At 60.7% G+C, this 16,806-nt stretch carries 15 protein-coding genes; 7 read left to right on the top strand and 8 right to left on the bottom strand.

Annotation, left to right across the window (positions count from 1 at the left end; all coding sequences use genetic code 11):
• Window positions 1–23: 23 nt before the first annotated feature.
• Together ACSQ26_RS08990 and ACSQ26_RS08985 are read right to left on the bottom strand one after the other, a co-directional pair.
• Window positions 24–2,477: a penicillin-binding protein 1A gene (locus tag ACSQ26_RS08990; protein WP_436008236.1), complete on the bottom strand. Its 2,454-nt coding sequence runs from the start codon at window positions 2,475–2,477 to the stop codon at window positions 24–26.
• A gap of 181 nt (window positions 2,478–2,658) precedes the next feature.
• Window positions 2,659–3,876, bottom strand: a complete 1,218-nt coding sequence (locus ACSQ26_RS08985) for an N-acetylmuramoyl-L-alanine amidase (RefSeq protein ID WP_436015167.1) — start codon at window positions 3,874–3,876, stop codon at window positions 2,659–2,661.
• Window positions 3,877–4,534: 658 nt separating this feature from the next.
• Between ACSQ26_RS08985 and ACSQ26_RS08980 the strand changes: the two genes are divergently transcribed.
• Window positions 4,535–7,348, top strand: coding sequence for an Rne/Rng family ribonuclease (locus ACSQ26_RS08980; protein WP_436008235.1), 2,814 nt, complete (start codon window positions 4,535–4,537; stop codon window positions 7,346–7,348).
• Between the two features lie 83 nt (window positions 7,349–7,431).
• Here the strand turns inward: ACSQ26_RS08980 and ACSQ26_RS08975 are convergent, their stop codons facing one another.
• Window positions 7,432–8,583 carry a calcium-binding protein gene (locus ACSQ26_RS08975; RefSeq protein WP_436008234.1) on the bottom strand — a complete coding sequence of 384 codons (1,152 nt, stop codon included), beginning with the start codon at window positions 8,581–8,583 and terminating at the stop codon, window positions 7,432–7,434.
• A 223-nt stretch (window positions 8,584–8,806) separates the two neighbouring features.
• On the opposite strand from ACSQ26_RS08975, the gene ACSQ26_RS08970 reads away from it, so the two are divergent.
• The 5 genes from ACSQ26_RS08970 (at window position 8,807) to aat (ending at window position 12,658) form a co-directional block, all read left to right on the top strand.
• On the top strand, window positions 8,807–9,553 hold the full coding sequence (locus tag ACSQ26_RS08970) for a DsbA family protein (protein WP_436008233.1): 747 nt from the start codon (window positions 8,807–8,809) through the stop codon (window positions 9,551–9,553).
• Between the two features lie 175 nt (window positions 9,554–9,728).
• Window positions 9,729–10,166, top strand: coding sequence for a type II 3-dehydroquinate dehydratase (gene aroQ, locus ACSQ26_RS08965; protein ID WP_436008232.1), 438 nt, complete (start codon window positions 9,729–9,731; stop codon window positions 10,164–10,166).
• 23 nt (window positions 10,167–10,189) lie between these two features.
• The gene (gene accB / locus ACSQ26_RS08960; protein ID WP_436008231.1) at window positions 10,190–10,663 is read left to right on the top strand and encodes an acetyl-CoA carboxylase biotin carboxyl carrier protein; all 474 of its coding nucleotides are present in this window, start codon (window positions 10,190–10,192) and stop codon (window positions 10,661–10,663) included.
• A gap of 11 nt (window positions 10,664–10,674) precedes the next feature.
• Window positions 10,675–12,021 carry an acetyl-CoA carboxylase biotin carboxylase subunit gene (gene accC, locus ACSQ26_RS08955; protein ID WP_436008230.1) on the top strand — a complete coding sequence of 449 codons (1,347 nt, stop codon included), beginning with the start codon at window positions 10,675–10,677 and terminating at the stop codon, window positions 12,019–12,021.
• A 13-nt stretch (window positions 12,022–12,034) separates the two neighbouring features.
• The gene (aat, locus tag ACSQ26_RS08950) at window positions 12,035–12,658 is read left to right on the top strand and encodes a leucyl/phenylalanyl-tRNA--protein transferase (protein ID WP_436008229.1); all 624 of its coding nucleotides are present in this window, start codon (window positions 12,035–12,037) and stop codon (window positions 12,656–12,658) included.
• Between the two features lie 4 nt (window positions 12,659–12,662).
• Here the strand turns inward: aat and ACSQ26_RS08945 are convergent, their stop codons facing one another.
• The 3 genes from ACSQ26_RS08945 to ACSQ26_RS08935 form a co-directional block, all read right to left on the bottom strand.
• On the bottom strand, window positions 12,663–12,974 hold the full coding sequence (locus ACSQ26_RS08945) for a SecDF P1 head subdomain-containing protein (RefSeq protein WP_436008228.1): 312 nt from the start codon (window positions 12,972–12,974) through the stop codon (window positions 12,663–12,665).
• Between the two features lie 147 nt (window positions 12,975–13,121).
• The gene (locus tag ACSQ26_RS08940) at window positions 13,122–13,568 is read right to left on the bottom strand and encodes a DUF2155 domain-containing protein (protein WP_436008227.1); all 447 of its coding nucleotides are present in this window, start codon (window positions 13,566–13,568) and stop codon (window positions 13,122–13,124) included.
• A gap of 72 nt (window positions 13,569–13,640) precedes the next feature.
• Window positions 13,641–14,036: an NADH:ubiquinone oxidoreductase subunit NDUFA12 gene (locus ACSQ26_RS08935; protein ID WP_436015165.1), complete on the bottom strand. Its 396-nt coding sequence runs from the start codon at window positions 14,034–14,036 to the stop codon at window positions 13,641–13,643.
• A gap of 199 nt (window positions 14,037–14,235) precedes the next feature.
• Between ACSQ26_RS08935 and hxlB the strand changes: the two genes are divergently transcribed.
• Window positions 14,236–14,796: a 6-phospho-3-hexuloisomerase gene (gene hxlB / locus ACSQ26_RS08930; RefSeq protein WP_436008226.1), complete on the top strand. Its 561-nt coding sequence runs from the start codon at window positions 14,236–14,238 to the stop codon at window positions 14,794–14,796.
• On the opposite strand, the gene ACSQ26_RS08925 is transcribed toward hxlB, so the two are convergent.
• Together ACSQ26_RS08925 and gatB are read right to left on the bottom strand one after the other, a co-directional pair.
• Complete coding sequence (locus ACSQ26_RS08925) at window positions 14,797–15,300, bottom strand: N-acetyltransferase family protein (RefSeq protein ID WP_436008225.1); 504 nt, start codon at window positions 15,298–15,300, stop codon at window positions 14,797–14,799.
• The gene (gene gatB, locus ACSQ26_RS08920) at window positions 15,300–16,796 is read right to left on the bottom strand and encodes an Asp-tRNA(Asn)/Glu-tRNA(Gln) amidotransferase subunit GatB (RefSeq protein ID WP_436008224.1); all 1,497 of its coding nucleotides are present in this window, start codon (window positions 16,794–16,796) and stop codon (window positions 15,300–15,302) included. Before gatB ends, ACSQ26_RS08925 begins: the two co-directional genes overlap by 1 nt.
• Window positions 16,797–16,806 lie beyond the last annotated feature (10 nt).

The following is a 16,806-nucleotide window of genomic DNA, read 5'->3' as shown; positions in this document are numbered from 1 at the left end:
TCACCACCTTCAAAGTCAAGCCGTCAGAACAGCCCGCCCTGCCCGCCTTCGACCGCTTCCTTGGCCTGTTGCGAGGAATTGAGGATCTCCTCCGGTGTGGCGAATTCCTCGCCGCCGATCACCGAGAAGACGTCGGCCGGGCCGGTGCCGGGCTTGAAGGCTTCCATGATCGTGCCACCTTCACCATCGATGGCCTGCATTCCCGTCTGGCGATTGACGGAGACCAGCTTCATGCCCTCCGGCAGGAGGAACTTCTCCGGCTTCTGGTCTTTTAGCGCCGCCTGCATGAACTCGTTGAACAAAGGCGCTGCCAGCGAGCCGCCGGTGGAGCCCCGGCCAAGCGGCTTGGGATCGTCGAAGCCGATATAGAGGCCAGCCACGAGATTCGGCGTATAGCCGACGAACCAGGTGTCCTTTTCGTCGTTGGTCGTGCCGGTCTTGCCGGCGACATCGCTCTCGAGCTTTATCTTGCCAGCCGCCGTGCCGCGCAGGATGACGCCCTGCATCATCGAGGTGATCTGGTAGGCCGTCATCGGGTCGAGCACCTGTTCGCGGTTGTCGACCACTTCGGGCTCGTCCTGTTCGGTCCAGTCGTCGGCATTGCAGGCCTGGCAGACGCTTTCCTCATGCTTGAAAATCGTCTTGCCGTAACGGTCCTGGATGCGGTCGATCAGTGTCGGCTTGATCTGCTTGCCGCCGTTGGCGAGCACCGAATAGGCGGAGACCATACGCAGAACCGTGGTTTCACCGGAGCCCAGCGACATCGAAAGCACTGGCTGCATCTTGTCATAGACGCCGAAGCGCTCCGCATATTCGGCCACCACATTCATGCCCAGGTCGTTGGCGAGGCGCACCGTCATCAGGTTGCGCGACTTCTCGATGCCGAGACGCAGCGTCGAAGGACCGGACGCACCGCCGCCATAGTTCTGCGGCCGCCACACGGTGCCGCCCGAGACGATTTCGATTGGCGCGTCGAGCACGACCGAGGCCGGCGTATAGCCATTGTCGAGCGCGGCCGCATAGACGAACGGCTTGAACGACGAGCCCGGCTGACGCATGGCCTGCGTCGCGCGGTTGAATTCGGATTGATTGTAAGAGAAGCCGCCGACCATGGCGAGTACGCGGCCGGTATGCGGATCCATGGCGACGAAGCCGCCCTGCACCTTGGGTGGCTGGCGTAGACGGTAGCTGCCCGGCTCTTCCTTCAGCGCTTCGACATAGACCACGTCGCCGGTATTGAGCACGCCGGTCGGGCTCTTCGCCGACTTGCGATCGGCCGTTGCCGAACGATAGGCCCATTTCATCGCCTTGGCTGCGATCCGGCCGGTCGTGCGCGCCTCGTCAACCTTGCCGGCTGCATCGACAGTCGGACGGAGACCGATATCGACCCCCTCCTCGTCGGCAGCAAGAACGACCGCGAGCTTCCATTCCGGCACATCGGCGAGCGGTACGACTTTGGAAAGCGGGATACCCCAATCGGTGCCGGTCTCAACCTTCGCGATCAGGCCATGGAAACCACGCGTCTCGTCATAGCTGATTAGTCCGTCCTGGAGGGCCTTGCGGGCAAACAGTTGAAGCGCCGGATCGAGCGATGTGCGCACTGAAAGGCCGCCCTCGAACAGGGACTCCTGACCGTATTTCTCGGTCAACTGACGACGCACTTCGCTGGCGAAGTAATCGGAGGCGAAAAGAAAGGAACTGGCCTTCTTCGGATTGACTCCGAGATCGGAGGCCTTGGCCTTGTCGCCGTCTTCCTTGGTCACGTAGCCGTTCTCGACCATGCGGTCGACGACCCAGTTGCGGCGTTCCATCGCCGCGTCGTGATGGCGGAAGGGATTGTAGTTGCTCGGCGCCTTGGGAAGAGCCGCGAGATACGCCGCTTCCCCGATCGTCAGTTCCGTCACCGGCTTGTTGAAATAGGTCAGCGACGCGCTGGCGAGGCCGTAGGAATTCAGGCCGAAGAAAATCTCGTTGAGATAGAGTTCGAGAATGCGGTCCTTGGAATAGGCCTGCTCGATGCGGAAGGCGAGAATGGCTTCCTTGACCTTGCGGTCGATCGTCTGGTCCGACGTCAGCAGAAAGTTCTTCGCCACCTGCTGGGTAATCGTCGACGCTCCGACGGGACGGCGGCCCGAACCCATGTTCTGCACGTTGACCGCGATGGCGCGAACCAGGCCCTGGAAGTCGACACCGGCATGCTGGTAGAAATTCTTGTCTTCGGCCGACAGGAACGCCGCCTTCACACGGTCCGGGATCGCCTGGATCGGCAGGAACAGACGGCGCTCATGGGCATATTCCGCAATCAGCGAGCCATCGTCGGCGTGCACGCGTGTCATCACCGGCGGCGAGTAGCTGGCGAGAACCTGGTAATCGGGGAGATCCTTGGTGACTTCACCGAGATAGGCGGATGCCATCATCGCCACCCCGAGATAGAGCACTGTCCCCAAACCAAAGAAATAGCCGATCAGTCTTATCATCAAACTCGTTCCGCGGGTGCCATCCCCGCATTGCTGTTTTCAGCAGGATTCGATCTATACCGAATTCGTCGCCGCCACGATACGTCAATGCCTGCCCGAATGTGAGGAAAATAGGGCCGGTCCGTAGCATTCCGGTCACAGCGCTTAACGAATTGCAGCCGGTTCCCACGCCATGTACCGGCTATCCGCCGCGCGCGACGCCCGCACTTTCCATATATTTCGCAATCGCCTCGGCCAGGAGGTCGGAAACCTTCTCGCGCCATTCGGGGTCGGTCAGCAGCACTTCGTCTTTTGGATTGGAGAGGAAGCCCAGTTCCAGGAGCACCGAAGGCACATCAGGCGCTTGCAGAACCCTGAAGCCGGCATGGCGCAGCGGGTTGTTGATCAGGCCGATCTGGCCGTCGAAGGAATCGCGCACCGTTTCCGCCATGCGGATCGAGAAGGCCTGTGTCTCGCGCCGGGTGAGATCGAGCAGGATATCGGTCACCTCGGTCGGCTCGTCGGCGATTTCCACGCCCGCAATGCCGTCCGAAAGGTTTTCGCGCTCCGCCAGTCCCGCTGCCAGCGCATCCGAGGCCTTGTCGGAGATCGTGTAGATCGTCGCGCCACGGATGTCCTTCTGCCTCAGCGTGTCCGCATGGAGCGAAATGAACAGCTGCGCGCCGCGCTGGCGGGCGATCACCACGCGCTCGGAGAGCGAGATGAACTCGTCCTTGTCACGGACGAGGAACGCCTTGATGCCCTTTTCCTTGTTGAGGCGGGCAGCGAGCGTCGTGGCGAAATCGAGCGTCACCGCCTTCTCCTCGATCTTCGTCAAAGTCCCCTTGGCGCCCGCATCGATACCGCCGTGACCAGCATCGATCGCGATCAGGAATTTGTTGTCCGCCGCCGGCTCCGGCGTCGTCGTCAGCCGATCGGTCTTGCCACCGGCGACCTTTTCCGCCCCGACCCATTTCTGCTCGGCGACCAGCGCCTGCAACGCCGGCTCGGTAATCACCTCGCAATCGAGCACCAGGCGAAAACCCTTGCCGGGCTCGTTGGGCTGCACTTCTGCCAGCACAGCGCGCGTCGGACGCCGCGCCGTGAGCACGATCCGCGAGGCGCCCTCGCCCATCCGTCCGTAACGGATCTCCGAGAACAACCCGATCGCCTTCAGGTCATCTTCCGAAAAGCCGAAGGCAGTCTCGCCGAGATCGATGATCAGCCGGTTGGGCTGCGCCGTATAATGAAGTGAGAATTCCGGCTTGCGGTCGAAGTCGATGACGACACGCGTCCGAGCATCATCGCCAGCGATCCGGGCGGCATAGGCGATCAGCGGCTCCGGCGCGGTCTGGGCATGCGCCATCACAGCCAGGAGACAAAGCAGGGAAAGCAGCAGCCTTGCTGTGAGTTTCAGCATCATCCAACCGGTCAAGTTTCAATTCCGTGCGCGTGCGCATCACCGTGGGTCAATATGATTCGCAACCATCATGGCAAGCCCCTGGCCTGATTGCGTAAAATGGGTCTGCTGGCCGGCGCAAGGAAAATCAATGACTTCTCCCTGCCGGCATAACCACTTCATCAATAATGTGACGGATTTGCGTCACCTCTTGATATTCAACGGGATAAACCCTAGAAGGAAAACGGGATGAAAGGCGAAGACGGGATAGAATCGCTTGAAGGCCGCCAGCCACAACTCTGGATTGGCGCCATGTTTGCGAAATCATCTGCCGTCGACACGTGCTCATCCCAAGCTATATCCGAACATGAGGCATGAACCTCATGTGATTTACTGGCGGCTTGCCGCCTTTCGCCCGAAGTCGGGCAAATTCATTGGACCTCACCACAGGTCTTGGGCATTGGCATTCTCGTTGGTACAGGACGTTGTCACAGGGATCTAGGTTAGTCGCGGCAGAACAAGGATGGATCGGATATCCGACTCCTCGCCGCCTTCCGACTGGCACCTGCCTACCCGCCACGGGAATAAAAATTATCGGCCACAGCAACGCCAGCCGCCAGCGTCATTCATTTGACGTCGGGCGGCTTTCGAATGTTCCTGGCCGAGGAGCAGTACTTACATGGCAGACAAGATGCTTATCGATGCGTCTCACGCTGAGGAGACGCGCGTCGTTGTCGTACGCGGCAACCGCATAGAAGAATTCGATTTCGAATCGCAGCACAAGAAGCAGATTCGAGGCAATATTTACCTCGCGAAGGTCACCCGGGTCGAACCCTCGCTTCAGGCAGCCTTTGTCGATTATGGCGGCAATCGCCACGGCTTTCTGGCCTTCGCCGAAATCCACCCAGACTATTACCAGATCCCGCTGGCGGATCGGCAGGCCCTGTTGCGAGCCGAAGCCGAGGAGCATCGTCGTGACGACGATTTTGAGCCGGCAGGTCCCGCCCCCAGCCAGGCGCGCGAGGAATGGCCGGTCTCTTCCGACCAGACACAGGAAGATGCACCGCAGCCGGTGATCGAAGCCTGGCAGGGCGAAAAGCTTACCCCCGCCGCTGCTCCGGAAACCGTTGTAGAAGCTGCGGAAATCGCGGAGACCGAAGCCGCTGAAAAGCCGAAGAAGCCGCGCAAGCCCCGTGCACCGCGTGCCAAGAAGGCAAAGGCTGGCGAAGAAGCCGCCGAACAGGCAAGCGACGATGAGGGCGGCTCGACGCCGCCGGCCATGGCCATGGCAGCCCATATCGATTCCGTCTCCGAAGACGCCCGCCGTCGCGGCGGTGACGACGACGATGATGACGACAGCCACGAAGAGCAGGAAGTTATCGAATCCGTCGGCGCCGAAGACGCGATGGAAGAAGTTCCCGATCGCGTGCAGCGCCGGCCGCGCAAGCAGTACCGCATACAGGAAGTCATCAAGCGCCGCCAGATCCTGCTCGTGCAGGTCGCCAAGGAAGAGCGCGGCAACAAGGGTGCGGCGCTGACGACCTATCTCTCTCTCGCCGGCCGCTACTCGGTGCTGATGCCGAACACCGCGCGCGGCGGCGGCATTTCCCGCAAGATCACCAATCCGCAGGACCGCAAGCGGCTGAAGGAAATCGCCCGGGATCTCGAAGTGCCGCAGGGCATGGGCGTGATCCTGCGCACCGCAGGCGCCAACCGCACCAAGGCGGAAGTCAAGCGCGACTTCGAATATCTGATGCGGCTCTGGGAAAACGTCCGCACCAAGACGCTCGCCTCCACGGCACCCTGCCTCGTCTATGAGGAAGGCAGCCTGATCAAGCGCTCGATCCGCGACCTCTACAACAAGGATATCAGTGAAATCCTGGTTGCGGGCGAAGAAGGCTATCGTGAAGCAAAAGACTTCATGAAGATGCTGATGCCGAGCCATGCCAAGGCCGTGCAGGCCTATCGTGACATTCATCCGATCTTCTCGCGCGCCGGCATCGAAGCCCAACTCGACCGCATGCTGCAGCCGCAGGTGACGCTGAAGTCCGGCGGTTACATCATCATCAACCAGACCGAAGCGCTGGTGGCGGTCGACGTCAATTCCGGCCGTTCGACCCGCGAACATTCGATCGAAGACACGGCGCTCCAGACCAATCTCGAAGCCGCCGAGGAAGTCGCCCGTCAGCTGAGACTGCGCGACCTTGCCGGCCTCGTCGTGATCGACTTCATCGACATGGAAGAGAAGCGCAACAATCGCCATGTCGAAAAGCGCCTCAAGGATCACCTGAAGAACGATCGCGCCCGCATCCAGGTCGGCCGCATCTCGCATTTCGGCCTGCTTGAAATGTCGCGCCAGCGCATCCGCGCCTCGGTACTCGAAAGCACGATGCAGATCTGCGCCCATTGCGGCGGCACCGGCCATGTGCGCTCGCAATCCTCCGTCGGCCTGCATGTGCTGCGCGGTGTGGAGGAATTCCTACTCAAGAGCACCACCCACGACATCATCGTGCATACGCAGCCCGATACGGCGCTTTATCTGCTCAACCAGAAGCGCGCCTCGATCGTTGATTATGAGAACCGCTTCGGCGTCTCGATCGTCATCGAATCCGATACCACCGTCGGTGCCCAGCATTTCACCGTCGAGCGCGGCGAAGCGGTTGAAAATCCGGTGAAGGTCGAGCAGCTTATCGCCTTTGCGCCTCCGGAGGAGGAAGAAGACGACATTCCGATCATCGAGGATGAGGACGAGGAAGAAGTCCAGGAAAAGCCGGCCGCGCAGGAGCATGCCGCTCCCGCCGTCGCACGCGACGAGAATGGCGCCAAGAAGAAGAAGCGCCGGCGTCGGCGTCGGGGTGGCAATCGCCCCGGTGGCGAGACTGGCGCATCCGATCAGGCTGTGTCCGCGTCCGGCACATCAGCCGATGAAGACGATGATGACGGCGACGATGGCGAGGATGATGCAGCCGAGACATCGGCGACCTCCACGGAAACCGCCGCCGAGGCTGAATCCCGCAAGCGCCGCCGTCGCGGCAAGCGCGGTGGCCGCAGGAACCGCGAAGACGGCCAGCCTGCCGACGCCAACGACACGTCAGGCGTCGTCCAGTCGCCGGATGTCGACTCCTCTGTTGCCGTCGCGCTGACGCCTGACAGCGATGCCGGCGACGACGACACCGTCAAGCCGGGTGTCAACGTCGAGGAAAAGCCGAAGAGGCGCCGCACGAAGAAGGCCCAGGCCGCCGCTGAGGAAGTCGCTCAGCCCGTCGCGCCGGCGCCCGTCGCCGAGACGGCACCTGTTGCCGAACCCGCAGAAGAAACAGAAACCGCTGCCGACGAGGCGCCGCGCCGCAGGGCGAACCGTGGCGAAGCCGCGATCGCAGCCTCCAAGCCCGTCATCAGTTCTTCGTCGCCCGCCAAGGCGGACGAAAGCTCCGAGGACGACGCCGGCAAGCCCAAGAAGGGCGGCTGGTGGCAAAAACGGGGGTTTCTTTGATGTCATTCAGAAATTGATTGGCGGCAAATGAAATCTTGGCCCGGCAAACGCCGGGCCATTTTCCATCATGCGTACGGGAACCCTCAAAGTACAAAATCACTCCTCGCGAGCTTTGTCAGGACGTCGAGTTCGATCTGCAGGTCGGCCCGGCCGTTTCCGTCGAAATCCGCCTCGATGACGGTGCGATCCTCGGCGGTCCCCTTGCGATTCAGCAGTTCGTACCGCAACTCGCCATCCTTCCTGCCGAACCTGTTGCTGCCGATGAAAACAAACTTGTCGCTTGACGTATCGGGATCCATCGAGCTCAGGTCGATCTGGTCAAATCCGCGCTCGAAGCCCACGATGAGATCGCGGTCAGTTTTCCGGCTCTCGTTCGGAGCGGTGTAGACATAGACATCAACGCCAGTCTCTCCGGCGAGCCGATCCGCGCCAGCCCCTCCCTCGAGACGATCCGCGCCCAGATCGCCAAACAGTGCGTCAGCGCCGCCTCGGCCGACAAGCCTGTTGTCGAATGAATCGCCGATGATGCGATCGTCATGCATCGTGCCATGAACTTGTTCTATGTTGAACGCCGACAGATAGAACGACCCCACCTTGCTGCGCGCACCGAGCACGAGTACGATGCCGCTCGTGAAGAATTCCAGATCGCCCTCTTCCACTTCTCCCGGGGCATAGAGATAAAGAGTATCGATATCATCGCCGCCGTCGAGCGTGGTCGTCCCCAAGGCGGAAAAGCCGAAGAAATTGCCCGCTTGTATGATGTCGTCGCCCGCGCCCGTGTCGATGAAATCGGTGCCGCCGTCGAGCATGACGTAATCGTCCTGACCGCCGAGGTTGAACAGGTCATTCCCTCCCGTGCCGTAGACCACGCCGAATGCATCGAAGGCAGAAACGTCCACCAGCCAGTCCTGGCCGTCAAAGAGTTCCGCGACGGCGTCCGCGGATTCGTCGTTGGCCGACAAAAAATCATCGTAGTTGATGGAGAGTCCCGTCACGGTATAGACGGCCGTCTGATCGACCGTCACGGTCAGTGATGTAATCACTCCCGAGATCGTTTCGAAGCTATGACCGCTGAGAATAAGTCCATAACCCGTGGTTTCGTCGTAATAATTTGCCGACGACGCACTGTCCACCGTAAAGACTGGATCAAAAGTGAACTGCTGATACCGGAGAATGTCGTCCGGCGAATAAATTCCATGAATCTCGACTGCATTTGTCGGCACAATTGTAGGCATTTCACACTCCGATCTCGAAATGCGCAGAAGGGACTGCCATGCAATGATGGGCGCAAGCTACAACAACTATCGCGATATAACAATGGGTCGTTCGCGCGGTGCGTCGGTCACAATCCCGCGACCACTGAACAGATTGCATATTTTCTGTTTCACGATCCCTCCGCTGGGGCTATACGGCGTAGGAAAACTGCCCTGATCACGGCTGCCCACGAAAGGACGCCCTATGAAATTCAAAATGCTGCTGGCGGCAACCGCCCTCTCGATCGGTTTTTCCGGCGCCGCCCATGCCTTCGACGATAAGGAGAAGGACGAGATCGGCAAGATCGTCCGCGAATACCTTCTTGCACATCCGGAGACCCTGATCGAAGTCCAGCAGGCATATGAGAAGAAGCAGGCCGCTGAGCGCGCCGAGCAGGCCAAGACCGCCGTCAAGGACAATCACGACGCGATCTTCAACGCTTCCTACGATCTCGCTGTCGGCAACCCCAAGGGCAAGGTCACGGTCGTCGAGTTCTTCGACTACAATTGCGGCTACTGCAAGCGCGCCGTCGGCGACATGGACGCCATTATCAAGGCCAATCCGGAAGTCCGTTTCGTGCTGAAGGAATTCCCGATCCTTGGCCAGGACTCGGTCGACGCCCACAAGGTCTCGAATGCCGTCCGCCTGGTCGCACCGGAGAAATACGGCGATTTCCACCGCGCGCTGATGAGCGGCGAACACGCCAACGAAGCGCGCGCCGTTGAAGTGGCGAAATCGCTCGGCATCGCTGAAGACGCACTCCGCGCCAAGATGACCGAGGCTCCGAACGACGAGAGCGTCCGCGATGCCTACCAGCTCGCGACGAAGCTCGGCATAACAGGTACGCCATCCTACATTATCGGCAATGAAGCGGTCTTCGGCGCCGTCGGTGAAGAGGAACTGGCGAAGAAAATCACCAGCGTCGAGCAATGCGGCAAGACCGTCTGCTGAGACCACACCCTCGTTCAAACGCCATCGCGGCGCATTGCCGGAGGATTTACGGCAGTCCAGTTGTGGACAACGGCGCAGGCACCCGCTCGCGCCGCGCCGCCCATCAACTTCACCCTTTCCCTTCCACCTTGAGCGGTCTATAGGAGGGGATTGCGTGAATACGGAATGTGAGTTGATGAGCAGAACGATATTCGTCCTGAACGGCCCCAATCTCAATATGCTGGGAAAGCGGGAGCCGGGCATCTATGGAGGCAAGACGCTTAAGGATATCGAAGTCGATTGTAAATCAGCGGCATCGGAACTGGGCATCTCGGTGGACTTCCGCCAGACCAACCACGAAGGCGTGCTCGTCGACTGGATCCAGGAAGCCGACGATGCCGCAGACGCGGTCTGCCTCAATCCCGGCGCCTATGGGCATACCTCGATCGCGCTTCACGATGCTATCCGGGCGATCTCCAAGCCGGTCATCGAACTGCATCTCTCGAACATTCACGCCCGCGAGGAGTTTCGCCACAAGACGTGGACGGCGCCCGCGGTCAAGGGAATCATCTGTGGCTTTGGGGCGCATTCCTATATTCTGGCACTCCACGCCGCCAAAGAACTCATTCAATAACAAAACACCAGGACATTGATAAGATGGCTGACAAGAAGACGGGTATCGATCAGGCGTTGATCAGGGACCTCGCCAATATCTTGAACGACACCGATCTGACCGAGATCGAAGTGGAGCAGGACGATGTCCGCATCCGCGTGTCGCGCATGGGGACGCCCCAGCCGATCCAGGCCTACGCACCGCAGTACATGCAGCCGGCCGCCGCTGCCGCCCAGCCCGTCGCAGCTACGGCTGCTGCGGCCGAGGCAGCGCCCGTCATCAACGGTTTCATCCTGACCTCGCCCATGGTCGGCACCTGCTATTATTCGCCTGCACCCGGCAGTCCGGCCTTCGTCGAAGTCGGCCAGACCGTCAAGGAAGGCCAGACCGTGCTGATCATCGAGGCGATGAAGACCATGAACCAGATCCCGGCACCGCGCTCCGGCAAGGTCACCGCGATCATGGTCAACGATTCCAGCCCCGTCGAATTCGGCGAACCCCTGCTGGTCATCGAATAGGCGGATAGCGAATGATCCAGAAAATCCTCATAGCCAATCGCGGCGAAATCGCCCTTCGCGTCCTGCGCGCCTGCAAGGAGCTCGGCATCGCCACCGTTGCAGTCCACTCGACGGCGGATTCGGACGCCATGCATGTGCGCCTCGCCGACGAGAGCGTCTGCATCGGCCCGCCGCCCTCGCGCGACAGCTACCTCAACATCCACCAGATCGTCGCGGCCTGCGAGATCACCGGTGCCGATGCGGTTCACCCCGGCTATGGATTTCTGTCGGAGAACGCCAAGTTCGCCGATATTCTCGATGCGCACGGCATCACCTTCATCGGCCCCACCGCTGACCATATCCGCATCATGGGCGACAAGATCACCGCCAAGCAGACCGCCCAGGAACTCGGTATCCCGGTCGTGCCGGGCTCGGAAGGCGAAGTCCTGACCGAAGCCGATGCGATCAAGACCGCGCGTGAGATCGGCTATCCCGTGCTGATCAAGGCGACCGCCGGCGGCGGTGGCCGTGGCATGAAGGTCGCCAAGCAGGAATCCGATCTGCTCGAAGCCTTCAACACCGCGCGCTCCGAAGCGGCCAACGCCTTCGGCAACGATTCTGTCTACATGGAAAAATATCTCGGCAAGCCTCGCCATATCGAGATCCAGGTGTTCGGCGATGGCGCGGGCAATGCCGTCCATCTCGGCGAGCGCGACTGCTCGCTGCAGCGCCGCCACCAGAAGATCTGGGAGGAGGCCAACTCGCCGGCGCTCAATGTCGAGCAGCGCATGAATATCGGCCAGGTCTGCGCCGACGCGATGAAGAAGCTGAAATATCGCGGCGCCGGCACGATCGAGTTCCTCTACGAGAACGGCGAATTCTATTTCATCGAGATGAACACCCGCCTGCAGGTCGAGCATCCCGTTACGGAAGCCATCACCGGCATCGATCTCGTGCATGAGCAGATCCGCGTCGCCTCGGGCGGCGGGCTCTCGGTCACCCAGGACCAGATCGAATTTGCCGGCCACGCCATCGAATGCCGCATCAATGCCGAGGATCCCCGGACCTTCGTGCCCTCGCCCGGCACGATCACGCATTTCCATGCACCTGGCGGCCTGGGCGTGCGCGTCGATTCCGGTGTCTATGCCGGTTATCGGATTCCGCCCTACTACGACAGCCTGATCGGCAAGCTGATCGTGCACGGTCGCACCCGCGTGGAATGCATGATGCGGCTCCGCCGCGTGCTCGACGAGTTCGTCATCGACGGCATCAAGACAACGCTGCCGCTGTTCCAGGATCTGGTGACCAATCCTGATATCGCCAATGGCGATTACGACATCCACTGGCTCGAACACTATCTCTCCGGCCCGACCGTCTGACGGGTGACACGGAATGGCGCGCCATCATTCCGACATGACCACCATCACCCCGGAAATCCTGCTCCGCGCCTATTCCGCGGGGCTCTTCCCGATGGCGGAATCGGCTGATGACCCGGATGTCTACTGGGTCCAGCCAAAGGTGCGCGGCATCATTCCGCTCGACCAGTTCCATGTGTCGCGCAGCCTCGCCAAGACGCTGCGCCACAAGCCCTTCGACATCCGCATCGACACTGCCTTCGACCGCGTGATGGAATACTGCGCCGAATCGACCGAGATGCGGCCGACGACCTGGATCAATCCGCTGATCCTGACGCTCTACAAGGAATTGCACCGCATGGGCTACACTCATTCGGTGGAGGCATGGGAGGGCGACGAACTGGTCGGCGGCCTCTATGGCGTATCGCTCGGCTCCGCCTTCTTCGGCGAAAGCATGTTCTCGCGCCGCAAGGATGCCTCGAAGATCTGCCTCGTCCATCTCGTCGAACGCCTGAGGGAGCGCGGCTTCACGCTGCTCGACACGCAGTTCACCACCGAGCACCTGAAGACCTTCGGCGCGATCGACATTTCCCGCAAGGAATATGAGAAACTGCTCGAAAAGGCGATGCAGTCCGACGATCTGGATTTTGACGGCAGGTAGCCGCCTATTTGTCGCTGCCTGATAGGACGAGCGTGTTGCCGTTCTTCCTGATCTCATCGATCAGCATTCGCGCCTTTGCATCGGTTAGGTCGCCGGATATCTGCATCAGGCCGCCGTAGATCGGATCCCTGATGACCGGGGCGATGAGGACCCTGCCGTTCAGCTTCACCTCTATCTTCTCGCCGACGCGCGCCTGTGTGAAAACACCGAAATCCGATGCGCTCTTCGCGGAGAGTCTTATCGCCACCGCCGCCAAGCCGGCGTAATCCTGTGCGAGTTCAGCGCTGGCAACCTGGACGACAAGTTCTTCAGCCAAAGACGTCGTGGGCACTGAGAGCATTACAGAAAGGGTCGCAGAGCAAATCAGCCGCTTCATCATCAGCCTCTTCCATGGACACAGGATCGCATTGAACGCCAGAGTAAGGCGGGAAGGCGAACAGACCAAAACGCCGCGACTGCGGAGTCACTGGCTTTCGGACTTCGTCTCGGAAGGCGCCGGCACGTCGGACGACTGCTTGCAGCCGGTGAGCCACACGTCATAGACCGGGTGGTCCACTGCGTTAAGGCCGGGGGATGCAGCAAACATCCATCCCGTGAAAATCCGGCGGATCTTGCGGTCGAGGGTGATCTCGTCGACCTCGACGAAGCCGGAAATCCTCTGCGCTTCAGTCTCGTCGCGGGTGAAGCAGACCTTCGGCGTCACCTGCAGCGCGCCGAACTGCACGGTTTCATCGATATAAACATCGAACGAGGTCGTCCGGCCGGTGATCTTGTCGAGGCCGGAGAACACCGCGACCGGGTTCTTGACCTTCGCGGCATTGGCGGGAGCCGCAAATGCGGAGAACGCCGCAAGGCCGCCCAGCATGAGCGCCGCGATCCGTTTTTTCGTCACCGTATTGGTTGCAGTCATTTATGCCGTTCCGCGCCTGCCAGAATCCGTCCTGGCCAAGCGGTAAAGATCAAATATGGCGGCAAGAAGAGATCAGCTCCGCGGCGTCCAGGCATCGTAGTCGCCGGTCACCCGGTCGCGCTCGCCACCGGTGGCCAGCGAACCCTTGGGGCGATAGGCCAGAGGCGTACCGGTCAGGTTGGCCTTGTGGCCCTTTTCCCATTCGCGCGCCTCGTATTTCTCGCGGCTCGGTGGGGTGTCGGTGCGATGATGCATCCAGCCATGCCAGCCAGGCGGGATGGCCGAGGCCTCGGCGTAACCGCTATAGACCACCCAGCGCTTCGGCAGGCCATAGGACGACAGCGGGCCTTCATAGTAGATATTGCCCAATTCGTCCTCACCGACGCGCTTGCCGAACCGCCAGGTGAAGAAACGCGTGCCGAGCGTCTGACCATTCCACCAGGTGAAAAATTGCAGCAGGAACTTCATGTCGGTATGGCCTCGAACGAAGGGCGCGCCGGGATTTCGCGCCATCTCATTGTCTTCGCTTATGCCGCGTCGCACCCCGGTTGTCCAGTCACCAATTGACGCATTCAACCCGCTTTCCCGCTTGCCTTCAGGCAATTGCCGCACCATTTTGCGACGGACCGAACACCTTCCAAAGCCAGGCCGCAAACCGAGAACCGACATGACCCGAATCGCAGATATGGGCGCCCGCGCGCTCGCCGAGCTCGACACCTGCATCGCCGCGATCGGCGAGGGCGAGACGAATGCGCTTGTCGAACTGCTCGCGACATCCCGGCGCATCTGCCTCCATGGCTGCGGCCGCGAGGGACTGATGATGCGGGCGCTCTGCATGCGGCTCTATCATCTCGGGCTCGACGTTCACATGGTCGCCGACATGACGACGCCGCCCGTCGGTCCCGGCGATCTGCTGCTGGTAAGCTCTGGCCCCGGCCACACCTCCACCGTGCTTGCCGTGCTGGGCGAAGCGCGCAAGGCAGGCGCCAAGATCGCGTGCTTCACGGCCGAATCCGGCTCACAAGTGACGAAGCTCTCGGATTTCACGCTCGTGATTCCGGCCCAGACGATGGCGCGCGACCAGTCATCACCGACATCCTTCCTGCCGATGGGCAGCCTCTACGAGGGCACGCAATTCGTCTTTTATGAGATTCTGGTCATGCTGATGAAGGATCGCCTCGGCGAGACAGTCGACAGCATGCGGGCACGGCATACCAATCTGGAGTGATCAGCCCGGAAAGCTGAGCGTCTTTTCCATGATCACGGCGGGTATGTCGGATTGCCCACCGCAATTCTTCGTCCAGCCGATCTCCGCAAATCCAAGACCAGCATAGAATCGTATCGCACGCTCGTTCTTGGGCTCGACCTCCAGCCGCATGCGCTTGGCGGCGGGAAAGCAGGTCTCGACCTCGGCAAACAGATCGCGGCCGATGCCCTGCCCGATCAGCGCAGGCTCGACATAGAGCTGATGCAGGACGACGACATCTTTTTCGTCCTTGTCCATTGCCGCGTAAGCCATGCCGCCGATCACCTTGCCGTTGTCGGCGACCACGAATTCGGCATCGGGTTGAACGAGCCGCCGCTTCAGCGACTCGACCGAATGCCATGAGGCGGTGATTTCCGAGACCTTCTCGGTGCCGTAGATCGCGTCATAGGTCGCATGCCAGCTACGGCCCAGCAGCGCCGAAACCTTAACCAGATCGGCCGCCGACGCAGAGCGGATGAAGAACATCAGTCCTCCAGCCCGAGCTTGGCTTTCACCAGCGCCTGCACCGCCTGCGGGTTGGCCTTGCCGCCGGTCGATTTCATCACCTGACCTACGAACCAGCCGGCAAGCGTCGGCTTGGCCTTGACCTTTTCGACCTGATCGGGATTGGCGGCGATAATCTCATCGACGGCCCTTTCGATCGCTCCAGTATCGGTCACCTGCTTCATGCCGCGAGCCTCGACGATCTCGGCCGGGTCGCCGCCTTCAGCCCAGACGATTTCCAGCAGATCCTTGGCGATCTTACCGGATATCGTACCGTTCCTGATGAGGTCGAGAATCGCACCCACCTGGGCGGGACTGACCGGGATTTCCTCAATCGACTTGCCGTTGAGCGCGCCGAGCAGATCATTGATGACCCAATTGGCCGCAATCTTGGCATCACGCCCTTCAGCCAGCTTCTCGTAATAGTCGGCGATCGCCTTTTCGGACACCAGCACTGAGGCATCGTACACCGTCAGCCCGAGGTCGCGTACGAAGCGCTCCTTCTTGTCATCAGGCAGTTCAGGAAGATGGGCCAGCAGCTCGCCGACAAAAGCATTGTCGAATTCGAGCGGCAGTAGATCCGGATCGGGGAAATAGCGATAATCATGCGCATCTTCCTTGGAGCGCATCGAACGGGTCTCGCCCTTGCCGGCATCGAAAAGCCGCGTCTCCTGATCGATCGAACCACCCTCTTCCAGAATGCCGATCTGGCGGCGCGCTTCATATTCGATCGCCTGGCCGATGAAGCGGACGGAGTTCATGTTCTTGATCTCGCAGCGCGTACCGAACGCGCCGCCGGGTTTCCGCACCGACACATTGACGTCGGCGCGCATCGAGCCTTCGTCCATATTGCCGTCGCAAGTGCCGAGATAGCGCAAGATGCTCCGGAGCTTGGTGATGTAGGCCTTGGCTTCGTCGGACGAGCGCAGGTCGGGCTTGGAGACGATCTCCATCAGCGCCACGCCGGAACGGTTGAGATCCACGAACGAGAGCGTCGGATGCTGGTCATGCATCGATTTGCCGGCGTCCTGCTCCAGATGCAGCCGCTCGATGCCGATCTCGACATCCTCGAACTGGCCCTGCCTGTCGGGACCGATCGAAATGACGATCTTTCCCTCGCCGACGATCGGATCCTTGTATTGCGAGATCTGGTAGCCCTGCGGCAGATCAGGGTAGAAATAGTTCTTGCGGTCGAAGACCGAGCGATGATTGATCTGCGCCTTCAGCCCGAGGCCCGTGCGCACCGCCTGCTTGACGCATTCCTCGTTGATCACGGGCAGCATGCCGGGCATCGCCGCATCGACCAGCGAGACGTTTGAATTGGGCGGCCTGCCGAATTCGGTCGAAGCGCCCGAGAACAGCTTCGAGTTGCTCGTCACCTGGGCATGCACTTCCATGCCGATGACGACTTCCCAGTCGCCAGTGGCGCCCGGAATGAAGCGTTTCGGATCGGGTGTGCGTACATCGACTAGGGTCATTCTTCAGCTT

This window comes from Rhizobium sp. LjRoot254 (assembly GCF_964254105.1).
Lineage (GTDB): Bacteria > Pseudomonadota > Alphaproteobacteria > Rhizobiales > Rhizobiaceae > Rhizobium_E.
The sequence above is the reverse complement of the archived record's forward strand: the minus strand, read 5'-3'. Positions and strand labels throughout refer to the sequence as shown.

Excerpts from the sequence above, each read along its gene's own strand:
- ACSQ26_RS08990 (WP_436008236.1), bottom strand. The coding sequence starts at position 2,477 with ATGATAAGACTGATCGGCTATTTCTTTGGTTTGGGGACAGTGCTCTAT.
- ACSQ26_RS08985 (WP_436015167.1), bottom strand. The coding sequence starts at position 3,876 with ATGCTGAAACTCACAGCAAGGCTGCTGCTTTCCCTGCTTTGTCTCCTG.
- ACSQ26_RS08980 (WP_436008235.1), top strand. The coding sequence starts at position 4,535 with ATGGCAGACAAGATGCTTATCGATGCGTCTCACGCTGAGGAGACGCGC.
- ACSQ26_RS08975 (WP_436008234.1), bottom strand. The coding sequence starts at position 8,583 with ATGCCTACAATTGTGCCGACAAATGCAGTCGAGATTCATGGAATTTAT.
- ACSQ26_RS08970 (WP_436008233.1), top strand. The coding sequence starts at position 8,807 with ATGAAATTCAAAATGCTGCTGGCGGCAACCGCCCTCTCGATCGGTTTT.
- aroQ (WP_436008232.1), top strand. The coding sequence starts at position 9,729 with ATGAGCAGAACGATATTCGTCCTGAACGGCCCCAATCTCAATATGCTG.
- accB (WP_436008231.1), top strand. The coding sequence starts at position 10,190 with ATGGCTGACAAGAAGACGGGTATCGATCAGGCGTTGATCAGGGACCTC.
- accC (WP_436008230.1), top strand. The coding sequence starts at position 10,675 with ATGATCCAGAAAATCCTCATAGCCAATCGCGGCGAAATCGCCCTTCGC.
- aat (WP_436008229.1), top strand. The coding sequence starts at position 12,035 with ATGGCGCGCCATCATTCCGACATGACCACCATCACCCCGGAAATCCTG.
- ACSQ26_RS08940 (WP_436008227.1), bottom strand. The coding sequence starts at position 13,568 with ATGACTGCAACCAATACGGTGACGAAAAAACGGATCGCGGCGCTCATG.
- ACSQ26_RS08935 (WP_436015165.1), bottom strand. The coding sequence starts at position 14,036 with ATGAAGTTCCTGCTGCAATTTTTCACCTGGTGGAATGGTCAGACGCTC.
- hxlB (WP_436008226.1), top strand. The coding sequence starts at position 14,236 with ATGACCCGAATCGCAGATATGGGCGCCCGCGCGCTCGCCGAGCTCGAC.
- ACSQ26_RS08925 (WP_436008225.1), bottom strand. The coding sequence starts at position 15,300 with ATGTTCTTCATCCGCTCTGCGTCGGCGGCCGATCTGGTTAAGGTTTCG.
- gatB (WP_436008224.1), bottom strand. The coding sequence starts at position 16,796 with ATGACCCTAGTCGATGTACGCACACCCGATCCGAAACGCTTCATTCCG.